Here is a 19,753-nt window from a genome sequence, read left to right as displayed (position 1 = left end):
CAATTGCAATATCATTTAGTTACTAAAAAATATGTATACTATATTAAAGCATGGAGTGACAAATTCAATATGAACTGTCACTCCATGCTTTAATATTTACTTATTAAGAGAGGAATTTTTTAATTTAGAAATATACATAAATTAGTTATCTTAACTTTTTAATTTCCCATAATTTCAATAAATAATTATGGCAAAAAACTATCAGTAATTTTTTAAAACGAGAATTAAGAAAATGTATTACCTTTTGGCTTTTCTTGCTGCTTCTTCTATCCACTTACCTAGATTGGATCTACCATCATGCATCACCCAATCATAAGTTGGATAGACCTCTGAAAAATATACTTTACGCCCATTAATTGTACGATACCAATCATCAAATGGATTTTTTCCTTTGGTATCAGTTTCAAAATTTTGTGTTCTTACATTATGAATATATATCCCCAATAGCCCATTACCTCTTTTGGCACTTTGTTCAATTTCATAGTTAATATACTTTCTACCTGCCGTTTCACTACCTATTAAAACTACAGTTGTACTTGTTCCTTCTAATTGCTTATCAATCCATTTTTCTATAGCAGCATTCCCGTTTCTTTTTACTTCTTCCCACTGCGCTTTATCAATGAAGCCTGCTTTATCTCCCATTAATAAACCACTATTTCTAACTTGTCCCGCTCTCCATGCGTCTCTCTCAAAATGAAAACTAAAAAATGTTTTTCTAGCCATTATGTCCCTCCTCTAATACTCGTCACTATTTTTAGGATAGTTCTTATTACCTCTTCATGGTCAATACCTTTTTCATTTAACTTAATGAAGTCATCTTTTAAACGTGGAAATTCAGGATAAAACTCTTCATAATCTACCATCAATCTTTCAAAAAGTAGTTTACTGGCATATCCCGTTACACCAATAGGTATTACCTTAACATTGTTCGCGTAAGCAATTTCAAATTCTTTTTCAACGCCTTCCGCGTTAATCATTCCTTTTTCTGGATCATTTTTATTTCCAAATATAAAAATGGCAATACCGCATTCTTGTAATAAATTTTCCCGATAACTATGCCATAATTTTTCTAAGTTTTCACCTTCTTTAGCGTATTGAGGAAAAGGTCTCATCAAAAGATAATTATCAATATTTTTAGAATTTTCTTCTGACATCCTTTCTAATACTCCATTAATGACACCGCTCCCCACTCCTAAACCAAATCCCGTTGCTATTTTAAATCCACATTTACTAAGAGCTTTACTTAAATCATGAATAAAATCTTGTGCTTTAATCCCTTTTATTTCAAAATCTTCATAAGAATATGCACTACCTGATATTAAAATATTACGTCTATTGTAACGTTCAGAAATCATCTCTAGAATTTCCGTAATCTCATTATATTCATCTATTAGCAAAGGTTTTATTGAATAACGCTTTAGATCTGCGCATTTTAATTCTTGTTTTATTTTGTCGTACTGAAATTCTTCTGTCTCCTTGTAATCTGCTTCTTTTACTCTTTTAATAAAGCAATAATGCGTTCTAGTATGCCCATCAACTAAGATTCTAATTTTACTGAGAATATGCTCCAAATTGGGGTCTTCGAAGCTAAAGCCTACGAACAAAAACGTTTTTGATACTAAGTCACCTTTAAGAGCAATACTAAACATTTGGTTTTTAGTATCATACATTTCATAATCATCTTTTATCAAAATCGCATCTTGTGCTAAATCAACATCTCCATGCATTTTATAAACTACTGCATCTCTATTACTTCTAATTGAAGACAAATCTATTACTCTCTTTTTAACATCTGGTGTTTTTCCAGATTCTAAAAATGCTTGTTCGATGAATCTATCATAATTTGTAGTCCAAACTGTTTTAATTGGTAAATTCACAATAAGGTTGTGGTTTCTGGTAATTTGACCACTTTTATTAAAAAAGTCATTAATTAATTCTGTTAAAGGCGTCCTTGTATTAGAGTCATTATAAATATATTGTGCTATCGCTACTAAATCGCTTTCCCTATCTACGCTAAGACCTAATCTACTTGCAGGTGCTCTTAATAGTTCTTTCCAATTAACAGCGCCTGCAGGGATTGAGAGACCCGCTCCAGCGAATACAGCAGCGCTGCTTTCAGATATCGCTTTAACATACTCATCAATAAAGTTTAGAATATCTCTGTCAAAACCCATAATTCTTCCTCCTTCACTCTTTTATCCAATCTCGAAAAGGTTCCGTAGTTCCATTTAAATATCGAATATAAAGCGATCCATATTGTTCAATAACATAATCATATAGCCCTAAATATTCTTGACCGGAAAAAGTATCATTATATGAAATTGATTTTGTAATTGGTATAATGGCAACTTTATTCTTTAAACCATCAAAGTATCCTAATTCCCAAGGCATCCATTTAGAGTTACTAGAGTTATCCGAAGTGGCAAAAAAAAGTGATTTGCAATTATTCATTCTATTCCTCAACTGATTTGCTGTTCTTGCATTCACTTTATCCCTATTTAATTGTTTGTCGTCTATCCAATCTACATATACCGTCAAGTTTTTTTCCTCTAAAGCTAATTTTAATCCTAGTATTACTTCAGCATCTAAAAAACTATGAGACAAAAAAACATCGTAGGTCTTAGTATTGCTAAAACTTTCATAATTTTCTTTAAGTATGGTGTTTGCAGACTTGTTGAAATATCCTTTAAGACCTTCTTGACTCCCTTTTCGCTTTAAGTCTCTTTCTAAAAAAAGTGGCATACGAATTCTCCTTTAATTGGATTTTAGTTAAATTTAATGTCAATTATACCATTTTTTAAATTAAAAGTTAAATTACAACTAAAAACGAAGGAGTAAATAATAGGAAAAAGTAATACTAACAAAAAAATAAAAAGAAGTAAGGAGATTAATCCTTACTTCTTTTTATTTAGACTTTTTATGACACTACTTACCGATTATCGTACATAACATTACGGTTAGTCGGGTCATATAATAATGGAGACGGTGGGAGTCGAACCCACGTCCGAAGGCATCGTATACTTAAGCTTCTACGTGTGTAGTCAATTTATTGGGATCTCGTCGTCAGGCTGCCAATTGACAGGCGTCCGTCCGACCAGTCTGATTCCATCTCTTCTCTTTCCCTCCAGACGGAAGGGTCCAAGCGTAGCCTGTTTAAAGTGAGACCCTAGAAATCAGCCGACCAGGCGACGGCTGCTAGGATCCGTAGTAGCTATTAAGCTGCTGCGAGTTGTGTGTTAGTTTTGCCAGTTATGGCTGATGCGTTTTAACGAGGCCGACCCCTCGACACGCCACAGAAGACCGAACTACCCCCGTCGAATCCGTAACGTCCCCAAGATATAAAATTGGGGCTTTCCGAATACTATTATAATAGCAGAAAAGTGTTACGGGTTCAATACTTTTGCTTGTCGCGTAATGCGCGGTCAATATCGCGTTTCGCGTCCTTCTTCTTCAGATCGTCGCGTTTGTCGAATTTCTTCTTCCCGCGTCCGAGTCCGATCAGACATTTCGCGTAGCCGTTCTTGATGTAGATCTTCAGCGGCACGATCGTGTACCCGTCGCGCGAGACGAGTCCCATTAAGTTTGCGATCTGTTTTTTGTGCAGCAACAGTTTCCGCGGACGGAGCTGTTCGTGGTTGTACCGGTTCCCTTGTTCGAAGTGGGCGATGTTTGAGTTCCAGAGAATCGCTTCCCCGCCGTCGAACCGGACGAACGCGTCGCCAATACTGATTTTTCCTTTACGGACCGATTTGATTTCGGTTCCCGTCAAGACGAGACCCGCTTCAATCGTATCTTCAATCGCATAATCAAACGACGCCCGTTTGTTGTTGGCTAATACTTTTGAACTTGTACCTTTTGGCATCTCTCTTCCACCACATTTCTAAACAGAAGCGCTTATTTGCGCTTCCGTTTTTTATTCGAGACCGCTTTATGGAACGGTGGTTTATCCTTCTTGTCCTTCAGCGCGAACCCTTTGCCTTTCGACTGGTCCTTCGGCTTACTCGGACGCTTCGACTTTCCGCGACGGTCGTCTTTCTTATCGTCGCGTTTTTGTCCCGGACGGCCGCCGCTTGAACGGATTGTCTTCGACTCAAATCGTTTTTTCGGTTGGCGTTCCGGCATCCCGACGACCGCGAAGTCGATTGTCTTCTCATCGATGTTGACACCGGTGACTTTGATCTCGACGACGTCGCCGATCCGGAACTGTTGTTTCGTCCGTTCGCCCATCAATTGATAGTTCGCTTCATCATAGCGATAGAAGTCATCCGTCATCGCCTGGATGTGAACGAGTCCTTCGATCGTGTTCGGTAACTCAACGAACATCCCGAAGTTGGTCACTCCGCTGACGACACCTTCAAACGTTTCGCCGATGTGTTGTTCCATATACTCAGCTTTCTTCAGCGCATTCGTTTCGCGCTCCGCGTCAACGGCACGACGTTCCCGTTTTGAGGCGTGATCGGCGATCTCCGGCAGAATCGCAGCATAACGGTCCTGTGTCTTTTGCGATTTATCATTAAAGATGATGTACTCGCGCAAGAGACGGTGGACCATCAAGTCCGGATATCGGCGGATCGGTGACGTGAAGTGCGTATAGAAATCGGTCGACAGACCAAAGTGACCAATCGGTTCGACGTCATATTTCGCTTGTTGGAGCGACCGTAACATGACCGTACTGACGACGGCTTCTTCCGGTTCGCCTTCAACGGCGTTCAAGATCGATTGCAACGTCTTCGGTGCGACCGACTCGCCTTTGCGTTCAACGTTGATCCCGAAGTTGGCGATGAACTTGAAGAACGTATCGAGACGTTCTGCTTTCGGCTCATCGTGGATCCGGTACATGAACGGCAGTTTTTGGTGCTGGACGTGCTCTGCCACCGTTTCGTTCGCGGCAAGCATAAACTCTTCGATCAGTTTTTCGGCAACGGACCGCTCACGTAAGATGATTTCGCTTGTCTTGCCTTCTTCGTTGACGAGCACTTTTGCTTCCGGGAAGTCGAAGTTGATCGCTCCACGGCGCGAGCGGCGTTCGCGGAGAATCGCAGCCAGTTCCGCCATCTGATCGAAGTTAGCGACGAGATTGTGATATTTCGCGACCACTTCTTCGTCTTCGCGTTCGATGATTTTACGGACATCGGTATACGTCATCCGTTCCGTCGTCTTGATGACACTTTGTAAAATCTCATGATTGACGACAGCACCGTTTTGATCGATTTCCATGATGCAGCTGAGTGTTAAACGATCAACGTGTGGGTTCAATGAACAGATCCCGTTTGACAGACGGTGCGGAATCATCGGAATCACGCGGTCAACGAGATAGACACTTGTCCCGCGTTCGCGTGCTTCTTCGTCCAGCGGTGAATCTTCCTTGACGTAATGCGAGACGTCGGCGATGTGAACACCGAGCTCGTAGTTGCCGTTCGCAAGTTTCTTGACATGGACCGCGTCATCGAGGTCTTTCGCATCAGCGCCGTCAATCGTGACCGTCACTTCCTTGCGTAAGTCCACGCGACCGACGAGATCTTTCTCATCGATTTGATCCGGAATGTCATTCGCTTCCGCGATTGCTGCGTCTGAGAAGTCGACATTGATGCCGTGCTTGTGGACGATCGACAGGATATCGACACCCGGGTCGTTTTTATGACCGATGATTTGTAAGACTTTTGCCGTTCCCGCGTAACGGCCGTCCGGATACTTCGTAATCCGCGCGAGGACTTTATGGCCGTCGACGGCACCGAGCGTATCTTCGTTTGCGACGACCGGTAAGAACGTCAGCTTCGAATCATCCGGCTCAATGTAGGCAATCGACTCAATCCGTCCTTTTGGACTGACAAACGTCCCGACGAAATCAGCCGGTCCGCGTGAGAGAATCTTGAGCAACTTGCCTTCACGGCGGTCCCCGCCGTTGGATTCAGCAAAAACTTTGACGAGGACACGGTCCCCGTTATAGACATTGCCGAGTTCCGGTGCCGGCAGGAAGATATCGCCTGCAGAACCGTCTTCCGGTGAAACGAATCCGAATCCACGTTGGTGGACCGAGATTTTTCCAGCGACTTGCCCGATTTGGGCGAGGGTTCCGTATTTGTTCGAACGGGTCCGCGCGACAAGCGCTTCTTCTTCAAGTTCATTTAACGTCCGGATCAGTTCCTTGAACTGTGCCGTATCCGTTAATTCCAGTTTTTTCGTTAATTGATCAATCGACAACGGACGTTCGTCCGCCGCGATGACCTCTAATATGCGTTCACGTAATTCCAACGTGACACCTCCAGTTAATGGCTCCAGTTCAAGCCGTCCAAAAATTCATGGATGTCTTGGTGGAGCGTTTCTTTTTCTTTGTCGAGCGTAATGACATGACCTGAGTTCTCATACCAGATCAGATCTTTTTGTAAGGCACTGACACCATCATGGATGATGTTGGCTGAATCCGTGTTGATCATATGATCATTGCGGGCTTGGATGACGAGTGTCGGTGCATAGACATCTTCGAGTGAATCGCGTGTATCTTTCAGCAAGGCTTGCAGATCCTTTAAGGTCGGCATCGGTTCGAACACAGCCATCTCCTGTTCGATTTCCTCGACCGATTTTCCTTCTCGCTTTTTAAATTCTCTGGCATACTCCGTGACTCCTGCATACATGACGTCTTCACTTTTGATGTAAGCCGGCGCACACATCGGAATGACGGCTTTGACCGGACGGTGCATCGAAAGTCGAAGCGACATGACACCGCCGAGTGACAGTCCGCAGACCGCAATCTCGTCGTATCCTTTGGCTTTTAACTCTTCGTAACCGTCGAGGACATCCTGCCACCAGTCGGCTGGCCCAGTCTTCGTCAGCTCTTCGGGTGGGGCAGCGTGCCCTTTATATTGTGGTGCCAGTGATGTATAACCATGTTTTTGCAGGTAACGTCCGAGCATCCGGACATCGGCGCTTGAGCCGGTGAAGCCGTGCAACAACAGAACTGCCCGGTTGCCGCCTTCAAAAAAGAATGGTTTTGGTAATGTGATTTTCATAAAATGATTCCCCCTCTAACTCTATACCCCAAAATGAAAATTTAGAAATCGAGAAAATAAGAAAAAACGACAGCGCGATCGGACGGCTGTCGTTTCAATACTCACTTATAAAAAGCGACGAGTAACGCCAAGATAAAGAATAATGCCCCTAAAATAGACGCTACACGATTTAGGACCGCATCCAAGCCACGGGCTTTTTGGCGACCAAATAATTGTTCTGCCCCACCTGTCAATGCTCCGAGTCCAGCCGTACGGCCTGACATCAAGAGAACGACGATGATGAGAAGAACGGAAACGACGATGAGGCCGACAAGAGCCACGTTATGAATGATCATCGATGATCCTCCTTCAGTAATATACGCTTCTTTCATTATAGAGAAAAACAACTACGGGAACAAGGTATAGATTCACGAAGTTCATCTTACCTCCAAAAAACACCAGCCGGCTGACAAAATCAGCTCGGCTGGTGAGGAAAATTATTGTTTGATGAGATCGAGTTCGACTGGAATGTTCTTCTCGACTGTCTCACCTTTGAGGTGTTTGATTGCTGTGTCGATTCCGGTTTTACCGATTTCAGCCGGTTTCTGAGCGACTGTTCCGGCCATCTTACCGTCTTCGACTGCTTTAACCGCATCGTCTGTTGCGTCAAAACCGATGACTTTTACGTCTTCCATGCCCGCTGCTTTCAACGCTTCGACGGCACCAAGGGCCATTTCATCGTTGTGTGCGAAGACAGCTTTGATGTCTTTGTTGTTTTGAAGAATGTTTTCCATGACCGACAGACCTTTTGCCCGGTCGAAGTTTGCTGATTGTTTAGCGACGACGTCAAGCTTGCTGTCGACTGCCGCGTGGAAGCCTTCGCCGCGGTCGCGTGTTGCAGATGCGCCCGGGATTCCTTCGAGTTCAACGACTTTCGCTTTGTCGCCAACGAGTTCGATCATGTACTCACCCGCTTGTTTCCCACCTGCTACGTTATCCGACGCGATGTGCGCGATGACGTCGCCGGCTTCTGCATTCCGGTCAACTGTGATGACTGGGATGTCAGCATCGTTTGCTGTTTGAACTGCCGCACCGACTGCTGCTGAATCCGTTGGGTTGATCAAGATAAGATCGACTTTCTTTTGAATCATATCTTCGATGTCGCTTGCTTGTTTGGCCGCATCATCTTGTGCATCCGCGACTTGCAGTGTTGCGCCTTGTGCTTTTGCTTCTTTTTCTGCGCCTTCTTTAAGTGACACAAAGAACGGGTTGTTGAGCGTCGAAATCGACAGACCAATCTTGAAGTCTTTTGTTTTCTTCTCTTTTTCCGTGTCACTGCCCGGTTGTTCCGTCGAACAAGCCGCTGCGAACACCATTAAAGCCATCATGACGAGTGCGAGTAGTTTTTTCATATCAATATCCTCCTTTTGGATGGTAAATCACGTAGTTTGTTTCCGGTCCGCGAGTACCGCGAACAGGATGACGAGCCCTTTGACGACGAGCTGGAAGAACGAGGAGACACCAAGCAGGTTAAGTCCGTTGTTGAGTGTCCCGATGATCAAGGCACCGATCAACGTCCCGACGATCCAACCGCGTCCACCAGATAAGCTTGTTCCACCAAGGACGACCGCTGCGATCGCATCAAGTTCGTACGATGTTCCGGCTGTTGGTTGCGCCGAGTTGAGACGCGACGTCAGGATGATTCCAGCCAGTGCTGCCATTAAACCAGACAGCGAGTAGATCAAAATCTTCACTTTGTTGACTTGAATCCCCATCAATTTTGCAGCTTCTTCGTTTCCACCAATCGCATACGTGTAACGGCCGAACGTCGTTTTCTTCAAGATGAAGTACAGCACGCCAAAGGCAATCAACATCGTCACGACCGGGACCGGGAAGATCCAGAAGTAGCCGCGACCGAATAATTCAAACCAGCCACCTTGGCTGAGTCCGGTAATCGGCTTCCCGTCCGTATAGACGAGTGTCAGACCGCGGAAGATCGTCATCGTTGCGAGTGTCGCGATGAACGGTGCGACTTTCCCGAGCGAGATGACCATTCCGTTTAAAGCACCCATGATTGCCCCGACGATCAAGCCGGCAAGCACAGCGAGAATCGCGGACGTTCCGTCGGTCATCAGACCGGCGACGAACGCGGATGACAACGCAAGAATCGAACCGACCGATAAGTCGATCCCGCCCGTTAAGATGACGAACGTCATCCCGAAAGCAATCAAGGCATTGATCGAAACTTGGCGTAAGATGTTAAATAAGTTATTAAGCGTTAAAAAGTCCGGTTCCATGATCGAAACGACGAGAATGATCGCGAACAGTCCGGCGAGCGGACCGAGCTTTTGACCAATCCCGAGTCGTCTCGGTTTCTTTTCTGTCAGTTTCCCTTGCATCAATTCCATATCATTGTCCTCCTGTCGCAAGCGTCATGATACTCTCTTGCGTTGCCTCTTCTTGATTGAGCATGCCGCTCATTTGCCCTTCACGCATTACATAGACGCGGTCGCTCATGCCGAGGATTTCCGGCAGATCAGAACTGATCATGATGATTGCGACACCCGATGCGGCCAGTTCGTTCATAATCATATAAATCTCTTTTTTCGCCCCGACGTCGACACCGCGTGTCGGTTCGTCGAGAATCAGGACATCCGGTTTTGTTCCGAGCCATTTCGCGAGGACGACCTTTTGCTGGTTCCCGCCTGATAAAGACTTCGCCGGTTGATCCATCGAGCTGTGCCGGACAGATAACGACTTGAGATATCCTTCGGCGAACTGCCGCTCCGATTGATCGGAGATGACACCGGACTTCGATAACGACCGGATTGTCGGCAAGGAGATGTTTTCCCGGAGTGAAAAATCGAGGAACAATCCTTCGCCTTTTCGGTCTTCCGTTAAGAAACCGAGTCCCTGTTTGATCGCATCATGCGGTGATTTGATTTTGACGACGTTGCCGTTTAAGCTGATCGTCCCTGCTTTCATCCGGTCGACCCCGAACAAGCCGCGCATGACTTCTGTTCGTCCTGCTCCCATCAAGCCGGAAAATCCGACGATTTCACCGGTACGGACCGAGAACGAGACATCTTCAAACCGTTTGCCGGTTGCCCCGGTGACTTCGAGGACCGTCTGACCGAGTGTCACTTGACGCTCCGGATAGCGTTCGCCCATCTCGCGTCCGACCATTTCGCGGACGATCTGTTCAAACGAAGTGTCGGCAATCCGGTGGGTCGAGACAGAGACACCGTCCCGTAACACCGTGATCCGGTCACACAGCTCAAAAATTTCTTCCATTCGGTGTGAGATATAGACGATCGAGACTCCTTGACCCCGCAATGCCGTCGCGACACTGAACAAGGCGCGGATTTCGCGTTCCGTCAAAGCGGCCGTCGGCTCATCCATGATGATGACCTTCGCATCCGTCATCAACGCTTTCGCGATCTCAATCATCTGCTGTTGTCCGACCGATAACGTCCGGGCGAGCTGATTGACGTCCATGAAGACGTTCAATTCTGCCAGTTCGCGTTCGGCAAGCCGTTTCATTTCCGCCTGCTTCAAAACACCGAAGCGGGATTTCAGTTCCCGTCCGAGAAACAGATTTTCCGTGACCGTTAAGTCCGGTAAGATGTTCAGTTCCTGGTGGATGAAGGCAATCCCCGCTTCTTCCGCCAGTTTCGGATTTTTATACTGCTGTTCGACTCCGTCGACTAAAATCGTTCCTTGATCGGCTTTATGGACACCGGTCAGAATTTTCATCAGTGTCGATTTTCCGGCACCGTTCTCTCCCATCAAGGCATGAATCTCACCGGTCGCGAGAGTGAAGTCGACTCCCTTCAAGACGGGAACGGGACCAAACGCTTTTGTGATACCTGTCATCTCAATTTGCATCGTACTTCCTCCCCTTAAAAAATGACGCCGGCGTGTAAGATGACGTTCGCATACGGTGTCGCTTCACCCGTCCGGATGATGACTTTCGCCTGCTTCGTCAATTCTTTGAATGCTTCGTGCGACACATAATCTTGCGGTACGTCAAGCTTCGTCACAGCCTCGAGCGCAACCGGATTGGCCTCTTTGATTTCCGATGCCAGTGTCACCTGTTCAACCGCCATGTCGTCTGCGACGATCCGGACGACATCAACGAACGATGGTGTCCCGAGTTCAAGTGCCAAATCGATCCGCTCTACGCCTGCCGGAATCGGCAGACCGCAGTCAGCGATGACGACCATGTCCGTATGACCAAGATCCGTTAAGACTTTACTGATATGACTGTTTAAAATCCCGTGTCGTTTCATGCTTCGACCTCCATCTGTTCGCGCGTCGGCATTCCGCCTTGTGCTCCGAGTGCCCGGACGGACATACCGGCTGCCTTGTTCGCAAACCGAATCGCTTCCGTCAATGACGTTCCTTCCGTCAAGCTGACAGCAAGTGCTCCGTTGAAGGTATCACCGGCACCTGTCGTATCGACGACGTCCGTCTTGATGGCTGGAACCGTCACAATCGCGTCTCCGTCATAAAAGCGGGCGCCCCGGCTGCCTTCCGTCACGATCAATTTATTGGGATACTGGCTTAACCAATGTTCCAGTGACTGCTGTTGTCCGAAAATCAAGCCGCATTCATGTTCGTTTGGTGTCAGGTACGTCACGTCTTCGAGTAACTCGTCGTCAAGGACGATGGCTGGCGCCGGATTCAAGACGACGGGAATACCATGTGTCTTGCCGTAACGCGCCACCTGTTTGACGGTTTGAAGCGGAATCTCGAGCTGTAACAAAATCATGTCCGTCTGACCGAGCAAGCTGTCGAGTTGGCTCTCGTCATAGACGACCGCCAAGTTCGCTGACTGGACGACGACAATCGAATTGTCGCCTTCTGCAAGCGTGATGTGAGCTGTTCCGGTCCGTTCATTCGCAATCGTCTGCAGATGCGTCGTCCCGACCTGCTCCGTTTCGAAGTTCTGACGGATCGCATCACCGTTTGCATCGTCACCGACACAGCCGACCATTTCGACGTTGCCGCCAAGCCGGGCAATCGCGACTGCTTGATTTGCTCCTTTGCCTCCCGGTACCGTATGGAAGGCGGATCCGATGACCGTTTCCCCTGCTGACGGACGACGATCGCTTTCGACGACCAAATCCATCGAGATACTTCCGACTACACTGATTTGTTTCATGACTGTTCACCCTTCCGCTTCGTTGTTTCCCGTTCAATGACTTCGACCATCAGTTCATGATGGACGGCCGCAATCTCTTTTCCTTCAATCCGTTGAATCAATAACTTCGCCGCCAGTTCGCCCATCTGATAGATTGGCTGAGCAATCGTCGTGAGCGGTGGAGAAATCATCTGCCCCAGTTCAATTCCGTCATAACCGATGATCTGTAATTGATCCGGAATCGCGATTCCCCGCTCGGCTGCGACTTGAATCGTCGCCGCTGCGATGACATCATTCGCTGCAAAAATCCCATTGCAGTCATAATGGTCAAATAAGTAGTTGGCGGCTCCGAGGGCGCCTTGGAAATGAAACGGCGACTCGATGCTTGCGACCAAATGTTTACCTGCGATTTCTTCAAATCCGTCACGCCGCTTGCGAATGGTCGGTAATTTTGAAGGACCGCTGATGACGACGAGTTCAGTCGCCCCGTGATCGAGTAAGAACTGTGCTGCTTTTTTTCCGCCGTCATGACCATTTGAGGTCACTGTCGGAATTGCGCCCTGCAAAACACGGTCAAGGGCGACAACCGGCACTTCGAGTTTTTCGTAGTTCGGGTTGTTCGAATAGTTCGTCGTGATGATCAGCCCGTCGATATGCATCGCTTCGAGTGACTGAATATATTCTTGTTCTTTCTGAAACTGTTCATCCGTGTTACACAAAATCACCTGAAATCCGTGCTGATGTGCCATATCTTCCACAGCCCGTGCGAGTTGCGGGAAAAACGGATTGGTGATGTCAGGTACGATCAAACCAATCAGACCAGATCGTTTTTGGAACAACGACCTGGCGACCCGGTTCGGTCGGTAATCGAGCTGCTTAATCGCTTGCAGGACTGCTGTTCTTGCTTTTTCGCTGACATATCCCTTCTCATTCATGACACGTGAGACGGTCGCAACGGAGACATTTGCCACTTTCGCTACTTCCCGGATGGTCGACATGTTCGCCACCTCTTTCTTTTGATAACGCTTACAATATGTATCATATTGTGTAACCGGTTACACATCAATCCTTTTTGCCAAAATATATTTTATTTATTTTTTTAGACAGACGAAAAAGTCCGATCAAACGTGTTACGACAACGTTTGTCCGGACTTCTTCAGTGATTGGGATGGCGTTTTTGATATAACCGTCGAAACAAGGCGACAAGAAATGCTAAAATCGCGAGCGGCTCCAATAAGTAAATCAACAGGAACGTAATGTCGATGATTGCATCTTCCGGGTTATACCGCAGAATATAGATGGCTCCCGGTAGAAGCGCAATCAGACCCGTGATGCCAAGGACCGTTCCGAGAATCATGCTTTGACGTGAAAAGCGACTCGTAATCTGATACAGACCGATAAAGAAAATCAGTTCCGTAAAATAGATGATTCGTAATTGAATGTCATCAATCGCGGGGTCCATACCCAAAAATAAATAACGAAATAGCATATTCATCCCCCCTACCTCTTTCTGTACCCGGTTATTGAATCCGTTAATGCACCGATTCCAGTTTGTCTGCATATCCTATCTGACTTTAGGGAATAGCTTGATAGTAACAGCTACTTAAAAAAAGTTGGGGGTCCGACCGATGAAAGAAAAACATTCAATGAAGGTCGTCAGTTGCTTAAACGACTTTTTTCAACGCAACGAACAACCACTTCAGGTCGACTTACTACGCGGTCTTCCTCCAGTCGTTTTATTGTTAAAAGATGAAGCCAAACGTTCCTTCGCAGCGGAAGCGAACTTGCACGATGAATTACTCAGCGATATCAAACGTCTCGTCCAGGAGTGTCTCGATCCACAGACACTACGTGAACTCGATATCGATGTCGACTTACCCGAGTTCTTCGTCACGCGTGCTCCACTCTATTCTGCCCATCATTACCTCGTTACGTTTATCGAGGATTGATTTTAAGGAGTATAATTCTATTTTAATACTAAGGGATTCGACGTTTAGTCGGTCTCGTTTTTTTATATGTACCAAAAATCATTCATTCGCTCGCTTTTCTAGGGCGGAACGCGAGCCGCGGATTTCTTTCAGATCTCCGGGTCTCGCCTGTTCCTGACGGAAGCGTTGCTTCCTTCTCCCTTAGAAGTCGAGCTATGAATGTTTTTCTTTTCTATGCACTTATTGTCACGCTTTTCACGCGACTCCTACAGGAAAAAGCGCAAAGCCTGCTTGCGCTGTCAGAGACAAACAAGACCCGATTGTCTGCCTCAATGAGGCAGGCAAACTGGCTTGTGTCTCGCCTGAGGAAAGCGCGTGAAAAAAAGCGTTCTCCCTTTGCACCTAACCTTAGAAAAGCAAACGAACGGCTAGTTTTGTCAAACCATACTCAACGCAAAAAAACAGCCTCCCGCCAAGCGGGAAACTGTCAACTCAATCCATAGATTACTTACTTAATTTTCGACTTCAAGAATAGCTTCGATTTCTGCCTCGACTTCTTTATTCACCATCTGCGAACGTTTTTTTCTTAATTCAAGATCCATTTCCTGATCAATGAACTCGTTCGTATGCTTGTCAAAACAGCTGTAACAAATCGGATAAAAGTCTTTTTCTTCTGTCTTCAACGAATTGAATTCCCACGTGTTCAGTTCCAAATAACTGACTTGGTTATTCGTTTCTTTTCCGCATATTTCACACGTCATTTTCATTATTCTCCCCTCGTCATGCATCGATCTTATTTTTTGCTGATTGGCGATCCTTGATTCGTTTCAAACGCCCGTGATATTTCATGATGTTCGCTTGTGATTGTTTGGCCTCTTCGCTCGTAGGTTGCAAGTTCTCAATATCCCAGTATTTCACGACGACATCTAATACCTGGTCAAAGTATTGGAGGGGTCCGTAATTTGTATCAATCGCAATGGTCTTCATACGCTCGGTAAAGTCCGGCATGATCGCACCCGGCATCGAGAAATTGATGATGACATCTTCAAAGAACACGATGAAGTTTGGATCGAGTTCAAGGTGCGCTTTCACCGTGTCGCGGTAGAACGCATAATGAAGGGCTTCATCTTTTGCCAAACGGCGGAGCAGTGTCGCCAAGTCTTTGTCATGCGCTCCTGCCACTCTCGCTACATTGTTATAGAAAACGAGTGTCGCAAGCTCTTGCAACGACGTATAGGCCATGGTTGCTAAAGGATTCGTGAAGTCCGGGAACCAGCCGCTTTCAACGACGCGTCTTCTTAATTGATGCAGTCGTGTCGGATTGACGTTTCGTGTCACGAGTAAATACGTTTCGAGTAAGCTTGAGTGCTGGTCTTCTTCAGCAGTCCACGTGCGGACGAAATCATTGATGACTTCCATCGAGTTTTTAAACGTGTAATCCAAATGTGACGTATACCAAGGTAAGTTCACTTCTGTCAGTAATGCGGTTTCTACGGCAACGATGACACCTTCCGGAAGCGTGACTTGACTCTCTTCCCAAGGAACGCGTTTGAACGACATCGCCTTGTCCCATGGAATGAATTCGTGATAGCTCCAATCAATATTGGCTGAACGCTCCTTATGTAAGCGATACAATTCTTTAATGCGTGGCTCTAAGCGTATATCTAAATCTGAATTTAACATGGTCATTTCTCCTTTAGATGTTTTTTGAACCTTCATCCGTCCAAATGTATTTAAGCCTTATAATGATTGTACTTAAACTTATTTATAACTATAACATTTTAATGACCAGGTAGTAAAAGAAAGGTCCTAAAAATTTGATTTTTGTAACGGTTAGAACTAAGTCGGCTAATTGTGAGCGATAGAAACCGGCGTTTGCATTTTGGAGTGAACTCAATTCCTTTTACTAAATTGATCATAAATATAAAAAAACCTCCTATTCGTATGAATAGGAGGCATCGGCTGTACAGTGAATGTACAACACACGTTAAATCATCAACCTGGAATTACTTCTTGAGGTTGTAGAATGATTTGATTCCGTCGTAGACAGCAACGTCTGAAAGCATGTCTTCGATGCGGAGAAGTTGGTTGTATTTCGCGATACGGTCTGTACGTGAAAGTGAACCAGTTTTGATTTGACCAGCGTTTGTCGCAACAGCGATGTCAGCGATTGTTGAATCTTCTGTTTCACCAGAACGGTGAGAAACGACTGCTGTGTAACCAGCTTTTTTCGCCATTTCGATTGCGTCGAATGTTTCAGTCAACGTACCGATTTGGTTAACTTTGATGAGGATCGAGTTAGCGATGCCTTTTTCGATACCTTCAGCAAGTTTCTCTGTGTTCGTTACGAACAAGTCATCACCAACGAGTTGGACTTTGTGTCCGATACGATCTGTAAGGAGTTTGTGACCATCCCAGTCGTTTTCGTCACAGCCATCTTCGATTGAGATGATTGGGTATTTGTCAACGAGTTGTGCGTAGAATTCAACAAGCTCAGCTGTTGTGAGGACTTTGCCTTCGCCAGCGAGGTTGTATGTTCCAGCTGCTTTGTCGTAGAACTCAGAAGAAGCGACGTCCATTGCAAGGTAAACATCTTCGCCTGCTTTGTAGCCAGCTTTTTCGATTGCTTCAAGGATAACTGTGATTGCTTCTTCGTTTGATTTCAAGTTTGGAGCGAATCCACCCTCGTCACCAACTGCTGTGTTAAGACCCATTCCGCTAAGAACTGATTTCAACGCGTGGAAGATTTCAGCACCCATACGAAGTGCTTCTTTGAATGTTGGAGCTCCAACAGGCATGATCATGAACTCTTGGAAATCAACGTTGTTGTCAGCGTGTGATCCACCGTTGATGATGTTCATCATTGGAGTTGGCAATGTTTTCGCGTTGAATCCACCGAGGTACGTGTAAAGTGGAAGACCAAGCTCATCTGCAGCAGCACGTGCAGCAGCCATAGAAACACCAAGGATCGCGTTAGCGCCGAAGTTACCTTTGTTTTTCGTACCGTCGAGGTCGATCATCTTTTTGTCGATTCCTGCTTGGTCGAAGACATCGTAGCCGATGATTTCAGGTGCGATTTTTTCGTTGACGTTGTCAACAGCTTTTAAGACACCTTTACCGAGGTAACGTGATTTGTCGCCATCGCGAAGCTCAACTGCTTCGTGCTCACCAGTTGATGCGCCTGATGGGACGAGTGCGCGACCGAAACCGCCGTCTTCTGTATATACTTCTACTTCTACTGTTGGGTTACCGCGTGAATCAAGAATCTCGCGTGCATAAATCTCTGTAATCATTGACATTTAAATTCGCTCCTTTTTGTTTGAGAAAGATTAGTTTGTAGTGAGACAGTGACAAGTCCATCGATTGACGGGATTATTTCTTTAATACAATCGATTTCCCGGTCATTTCTGCCGGTTGATCTGCTCCGAGTAAATCGAGAACAGTTGGTGCCAAGTCTGCCAGTACGCCAGTCAATGGCTCAAGGAGTTCGACGTCCTCGACCGTGACGATACATGGAACAGGTTCTGTCGTGTGCGCCGTCATCTTGCTGCCATCGGCATTGAGGACTTTGTCCGCGTTTCCGTGGTCGGCTGTGATGATGGCTGCGCCACCTTTGCTGATGATCAAGTCAACGACTTGACCCAGACATTTATCCACCGCTTCGATTGCCTTCTTCGTCGGCTCGAGCATACCCGAGTGACCGACCATATCGGGATTGGCGAAGTTGAGGATGATCGCGTCATGTTTGTCCGAGTTGATTGCGTCAACGAGTGCTTCTGTGACTTCATAGACACTCATTTCCGGTTTCAAGTCGTATGTCGCGACTTTTGGAGATGGGATCAGAATCCGATCTTCTCCTTCGTACGGCTCTTCACGTTGACCGTTAAAGAAGAACGTGACGTGCGGGTACTTTTCAGTTTCCGCAATCCGTAATTGATTAAGGCCTTGTTTCGATAACGTTTCACCGAGCGTGTTTTTGATGTCTTCCGGTGGGAAGACGATGTCCGTATCAATCGCATCCGAGTACTTCGTCATAGAGACGAGCAGCAGGTTCTTCGGTGCGTTGTCCGGCAATTCAAAACCGGTGAAGCCTGTTTTTTCTTTGTACGTCTTGGCGAGCTGAATCGCACGGTCCGGACGATAGTTGAAGAACATGATCGCATCGTTATCGTGGATCGGTGCTACTGGAGTACCGTCTTCCTGCACGACTACCGTTGGTTCAATGAACTCATCTGTGACATCTGTTTTGTACGAAGCTTCGACCATCGCGATTGGGTCTTTTGTTGTCGGACCGTCTGCGAACGTGATGACGTCATAAACTTTCTTGACGCGTTCCCAGCGGTTGTCGCGGTCCATCGCATAATAACGACCAGAGACACTTGCGAATTGACCGACGTTTAACTCGTCCATCTTCGCTTGTGCATCACGGAGGAAACCGGCTCCTGATTTTGGATCACAATCGCGGCCATCCGTGAAGGCATGGAGATAGACTTTTTCGATTTCGTGAAGTTTCGCGAATTCAAGCACCGCGTACAAGTGGTTGATGTGACTGTGGATCCCACCGTCAGAGACCAGACCGAAGATATGAAGGGCTGAACCGTATTTCTTCACGTGACCTGCCGCATCGTTCATCGCTTGACGCGAGAAGAACGAGCGATCCTTAATGGCATTGTTGATTCGGGATAGCGATTGATAGACGACGCGACCTGCACCGATATTCAAATGACCCACTTCTGAGTTCCCCATTTGTCCTTCAGGCAAACCAACGTATTCTCCTTGCGCATTCAACAGGGTATGTGGGTACTGTCCCCAGTAACGGTCGAAGTTCGGTTTGTTTGCTGCCGTGACAGCATTTCCGAACTCCTCGTCACGCATACCGAAACCATCAAGGATGATCAGTGCGACTGGACGTTTTTTCATTTAAATCGCCTCCAACAGTTTGAGGAACGATCCTGTCTCAAGACTTGCGCCACCAACTAAAGCACCGTCGATGTCAGGTTGAGCCATGTATTCTTTGATATTGTCCGGTTTGACACTGCCGCCGTACTGGATGCGGACTGCTTCTGCAGCTTCCGTACCGAATTCAGCTGCGATGACATCGCGAACGAATTTACAAGAATCTTGTGCATCTTGTTCTGTTGCTGATTTTCCTGTTCCGATTGCCCAGACAGGCTCATACGCGACAACAAGGTTTTTGACTTGATCAACTGTTAAGCCTTTCAAGCTGTTCGTTGTTTGTTCACGGATGACTGATTCGAATTTTCCGCCTTCGCGTTCTTCGAGTGTTTCACCGACACAAACGATTGGCACGATACCATGCTCGAATGCCTTTTTCGTTTTGCTGTTGATGAACGCATCAGTTTCTCCGAAATACTCACGACGTTCTGAGTGACCGAGGACGACGTATGTTACGCCAAGTTCTTTGAGCATCACTGGGCTGATTTCACCTGTGAATGCGCCGCTCTCTTGGTCGTACATGTTTTGAGCGCCGATTTTCAGGTCCGTTCCAGCTGTCGCTTCTGTCAAGTGTGCAAGGAATACAGACGGTGCACAGACAGCCGCGTCGACTTTCGAAGAAGCGGGTACAGTTCCTTTGACTTCCTCAGCGAATGCCACAGCATCCTTGAGGGTAAGATTCATTTTCCAGTTACCTGCGATAATTGGTTTACGCATTGAAAACACTCCCTTGTGAA

General features: G+C 46.4%; 20 protein-coding genes and 1 other RNA gene. 1 reads left to right on the top strand and 20 read right to left on the bottom strand.

Annotated elements, in window-relative coordinates:
- Window positions 1-237: 237 nt before the first annotated feature.
- The 15 genes from P402_RS0104440 to P402_RS0104375 all read right to left on the bottom strand — a co-directional run bounded on the left by P402_RS0104440 (window position 238) and on the right by P402_RS0104375 (window position 13,621).
- Complete coding sequence (locus P402_RS0104440; protein WP_026827601.1) at window positions 238-723, bottom strand: TIR domain-containing protein; 486 nt, start codon at window positions 721-723, stop codon at window positions 238-240.
- On the bottom strand, window positions 723-2,174 hold the full coding sequence (locus P402_RS0104435; protein ID WP_026827600.1) for an SIR2 family protein: 1,452 nt from the start codon (window positions 2,172-2,174) through the stop codon (window positions 723-725). Before P402_RS0104435 ends, P402_RS0104440 begins: the two co-directional genes overlap by 1 nt.
- Window positions 2,175-2,187: 13 nt before the next feature.
- Entirely contained in the window at window positions 2,188-2,742 is a 555-nt protein-coding gene (locus P402_RS16215) for a TIR domain-containing protein (protein WP_051525118.1), read from the bottom strand.
- A 232-nt stretch (window positions 2,743-2,974) separates the two neighbouring features.
- Window positions 2,975-3,333, bottom strand: a transfer-messenger RNA (tmRNA) gene (ssrA, locus tag P402_RS16825).
- A 58-nt stretch (window positions 3,334-3,391) separates the two neighbouring features.
- Window positions 3,392-3,862: an SsrA-binding protein SmpB gene (gene smpB / locus P402_RS0104425; RefSeq protein ID WP_026827599.1), complete on the bottom strand. Its 471-nt coding sequence runs from the start codon at window positions 3,860-3,862 to the stop codon at window positions 3,392-3,394.
- Between the two features lie 32 nt (window positions 3,863-3,894).
- Window positions 3,895-6,252: a ribonuclease R gene (rnr, locus tag P402_RS0104420; protein ID WP_026827598.1), complete on the bottom strand. Its 2,358-nt coding sequence runs from the start codon at window positions 6,250-6,252 to the stop codon at window positions 3,895-3,897.
- A gap of 14 nt (window positions 6,253-6,266) precedes the next feature.
- Complete coding sequence (locus P402_RS0104415) at window positions 6,267-7,007, bottom strand: alpha/beta hydrolase (RefSeq protein ID WP_026827597.1); 741 nt, start codon at window positions 7,005-7,007, stop codon at window positions 6,267-6,269.
- A gap of 101 nt (window positions 7,008-7,108) precedes the next feature.
- On the bottom strand, window positions 7,109-7,342 hold the full coding sequence (gene secG, locus P402_RS0104410; protein WP_012371248.1) for a preprotein translocase subunit SecG: 234 nt from the start codon (window positions 7,340-7,342) through the stop codon (window positions 7,109-7,111).
- Window positions 7,343-7,483: 141 nt separating this feature from the next.
- Window positions 7,484-8,398: a ribose ABC transporter substrate-binding protein RbsB gene (rbsB, locus tag P402_RS0104405; RefSeq protein WP_026827595.1), complete on the bottom strand. Its 915-nt coding sequence runs from the start codon at window positions 8,396-8,398 to the stop codon at window positions 7,484-7,486.
- Window positions 8,399-8,425: 27 nt separating this feature from the next.
- Window positions 8,426-9,394, bottom strand: a complete 969-nt coding sequence (locus tag P402_RS0104400; RefSeq protein WP_051525117.1) for an ABC transporter permease subunit — start codon at window positions 9,392-9,394, stop codon at window positions 8,426-8,428.
- A 1-nt stretch (window position 9,395) separates the two neighbouring features.
- Window positions 9,396-10,874, bottom strand: a complete 1,479-nt coding sequence (locus tag P402_RS0104395; RefSeq protein WP_026827593.1) for a sugar ABC transporter ATP-binding protein — start codon at window positions 10,872-10,874, stop codon at window positions 9,396-9,398.
- Window positions 10,875-10,888: 14 nt separating this feature from the next.
- On the bottom strand, window positions 10,889-11,278 hold the full coding sequence (gene rbsD, locus P402_RS0104390; RefSeq protein WP_026827592.1) for a D-ribose pyranase: 390 nt from the start codon (window positions 11,276-11,278) through the stop codon (window positions 10,889-10,891).
- Entirely contained in the window at window positions 11,275-12,153 is an 879-nt protein-coding gene (gene rbsK / locus P402_RS0104385; RefSeq protein WP_026827591.1) for a ribokinase, read from the bottom strand. The genes rbsD and rbsK overlap by 4 nt, the downstream gene beginning before the upstream one ends.
- Window positions 12,150-13,130, bottom strand: coding sequence for a LacI family DNA-binding transcriptional regulator (locus tag P402_RS0104380; protein ID WP_026827590.1), 981 nt, complete (start codon window positions 13,128-13,130; stop codon window positions 12,150-12,152). The genes rbsK and P402_RS0104380 overlap by 4 nt, the downstream gene beginning before the upstream one ends.
- Before the next feature lie 158 nt (window positions 13,131-13,288).
- A complete protein-coding gene (locus P402_RS0104375) occupies window positions 13,289-13,621 on the bottom strand; it encodes a hypothetical protein (RefSeq protein ID WP_012371255.1) in 333 nt (110 codons plus the stop codon).
- Between the two features lie 139 nt (window positions 13,622-13,760).
- Between P402_RS0104375 and P402_RS0104370 the strand changes: the two genes are divergently transcribed.
- Entirely contained in the window at window positions 13,761-14,081 is a 321-nt protein-coding gene (locus tag P402_RS0104370; protein ID WP_026827589.1) for a hypothetical protein, read from the top strand.
- 491 nt (window positions 14,082-14,572) lie between these two features.
- Here the strand turns inward: P402_RS0104370 and P402_RS0104360 are convergent, their stop codons facing one another.
- From P402_RS0104360 to tpiA, 5 genes are all read right to left on the bottom strand, one after another.
- Window positions 14,573-14,827: a hypothetical protein gene (locus P402_RS0104360; RefSeq protein ID WP_012371257.1), complete on the bottom strand. Its 255-nt coding sequence runs from the start codon at window positions 14,825-14,827 to the stop codon at window positions 14,573-14,575.
- A gap of 13 nt (window positions 14,828-14,840) precedes the next feature.
- Window positions 14,841-15,743 (bottom strand): acyl-ACP desaturase, encoded by a 903-nt coding sequence (locus P402_RS0104355; RefSeq protein ID WP_012371258.1) that lies wholly within the window; start codon window positions 15,741-15,743, stop codon window positions 14,841-14,843.
- Between the two features lie 323 nt (window positions 15,744-16,066).
- Window positions 16,067-17,359, bottom strand: coding sequence for a phosphopyruvate hydratase (gene eno, locus P402_RS0104350; RefSeq protein ID WP_026827587.1), 1,293 nt, complete (start codon window positions 17,357-17,359; stop codon window positions 16,067-16,069).
- 73 nt (window positions 17,360-17,432) lie between these two features.
- Window positions 17,433-18,980 carry a 2,3-bisphosphoglycerate-independent phosphoglycerate mutase gene (gene gpmI, locus P402_RS0104345; protein WP_026827586.1) on the bottom strand — a complete coding sequence of 516 codons (1,548 nt, stop codon included), beginning with the start codon at window positions 18,978-18,980 and terminating at the stop codon, window positions 17,433-17,435.
- Window positions 18,981-19,733: a triose-phosphate isomerase gene (gene tpiA / locus P402_RS0104340; protein ID WP_026827585.1), complete on the bottom strand. Its 753-nt coding sequence runs from the start codon at window positions 19,731-19,733 to the stop codon at window positions 18,981-18,983.
- Between the last annotated feature and the right edge of the window lie 20 nt (window positions 19,734-19,753).

The organism is Exiguobacterium sibiricum 7-3 (genome assembly GCF_000620865.1).
GTDB classification, from domain to species: Bacteria; Bacillota; Bacilli; order Exiguobacteriales; family Exiguobacteriaceae; genus Exiguobacterium_A; species Exiguobacterium_A sibiricum_A.
The sequence above is the reverse complement of the archived record's forward strand: the minus strand, read 5'-3'. Positions and strand labels throughout refer to the sequence as shown.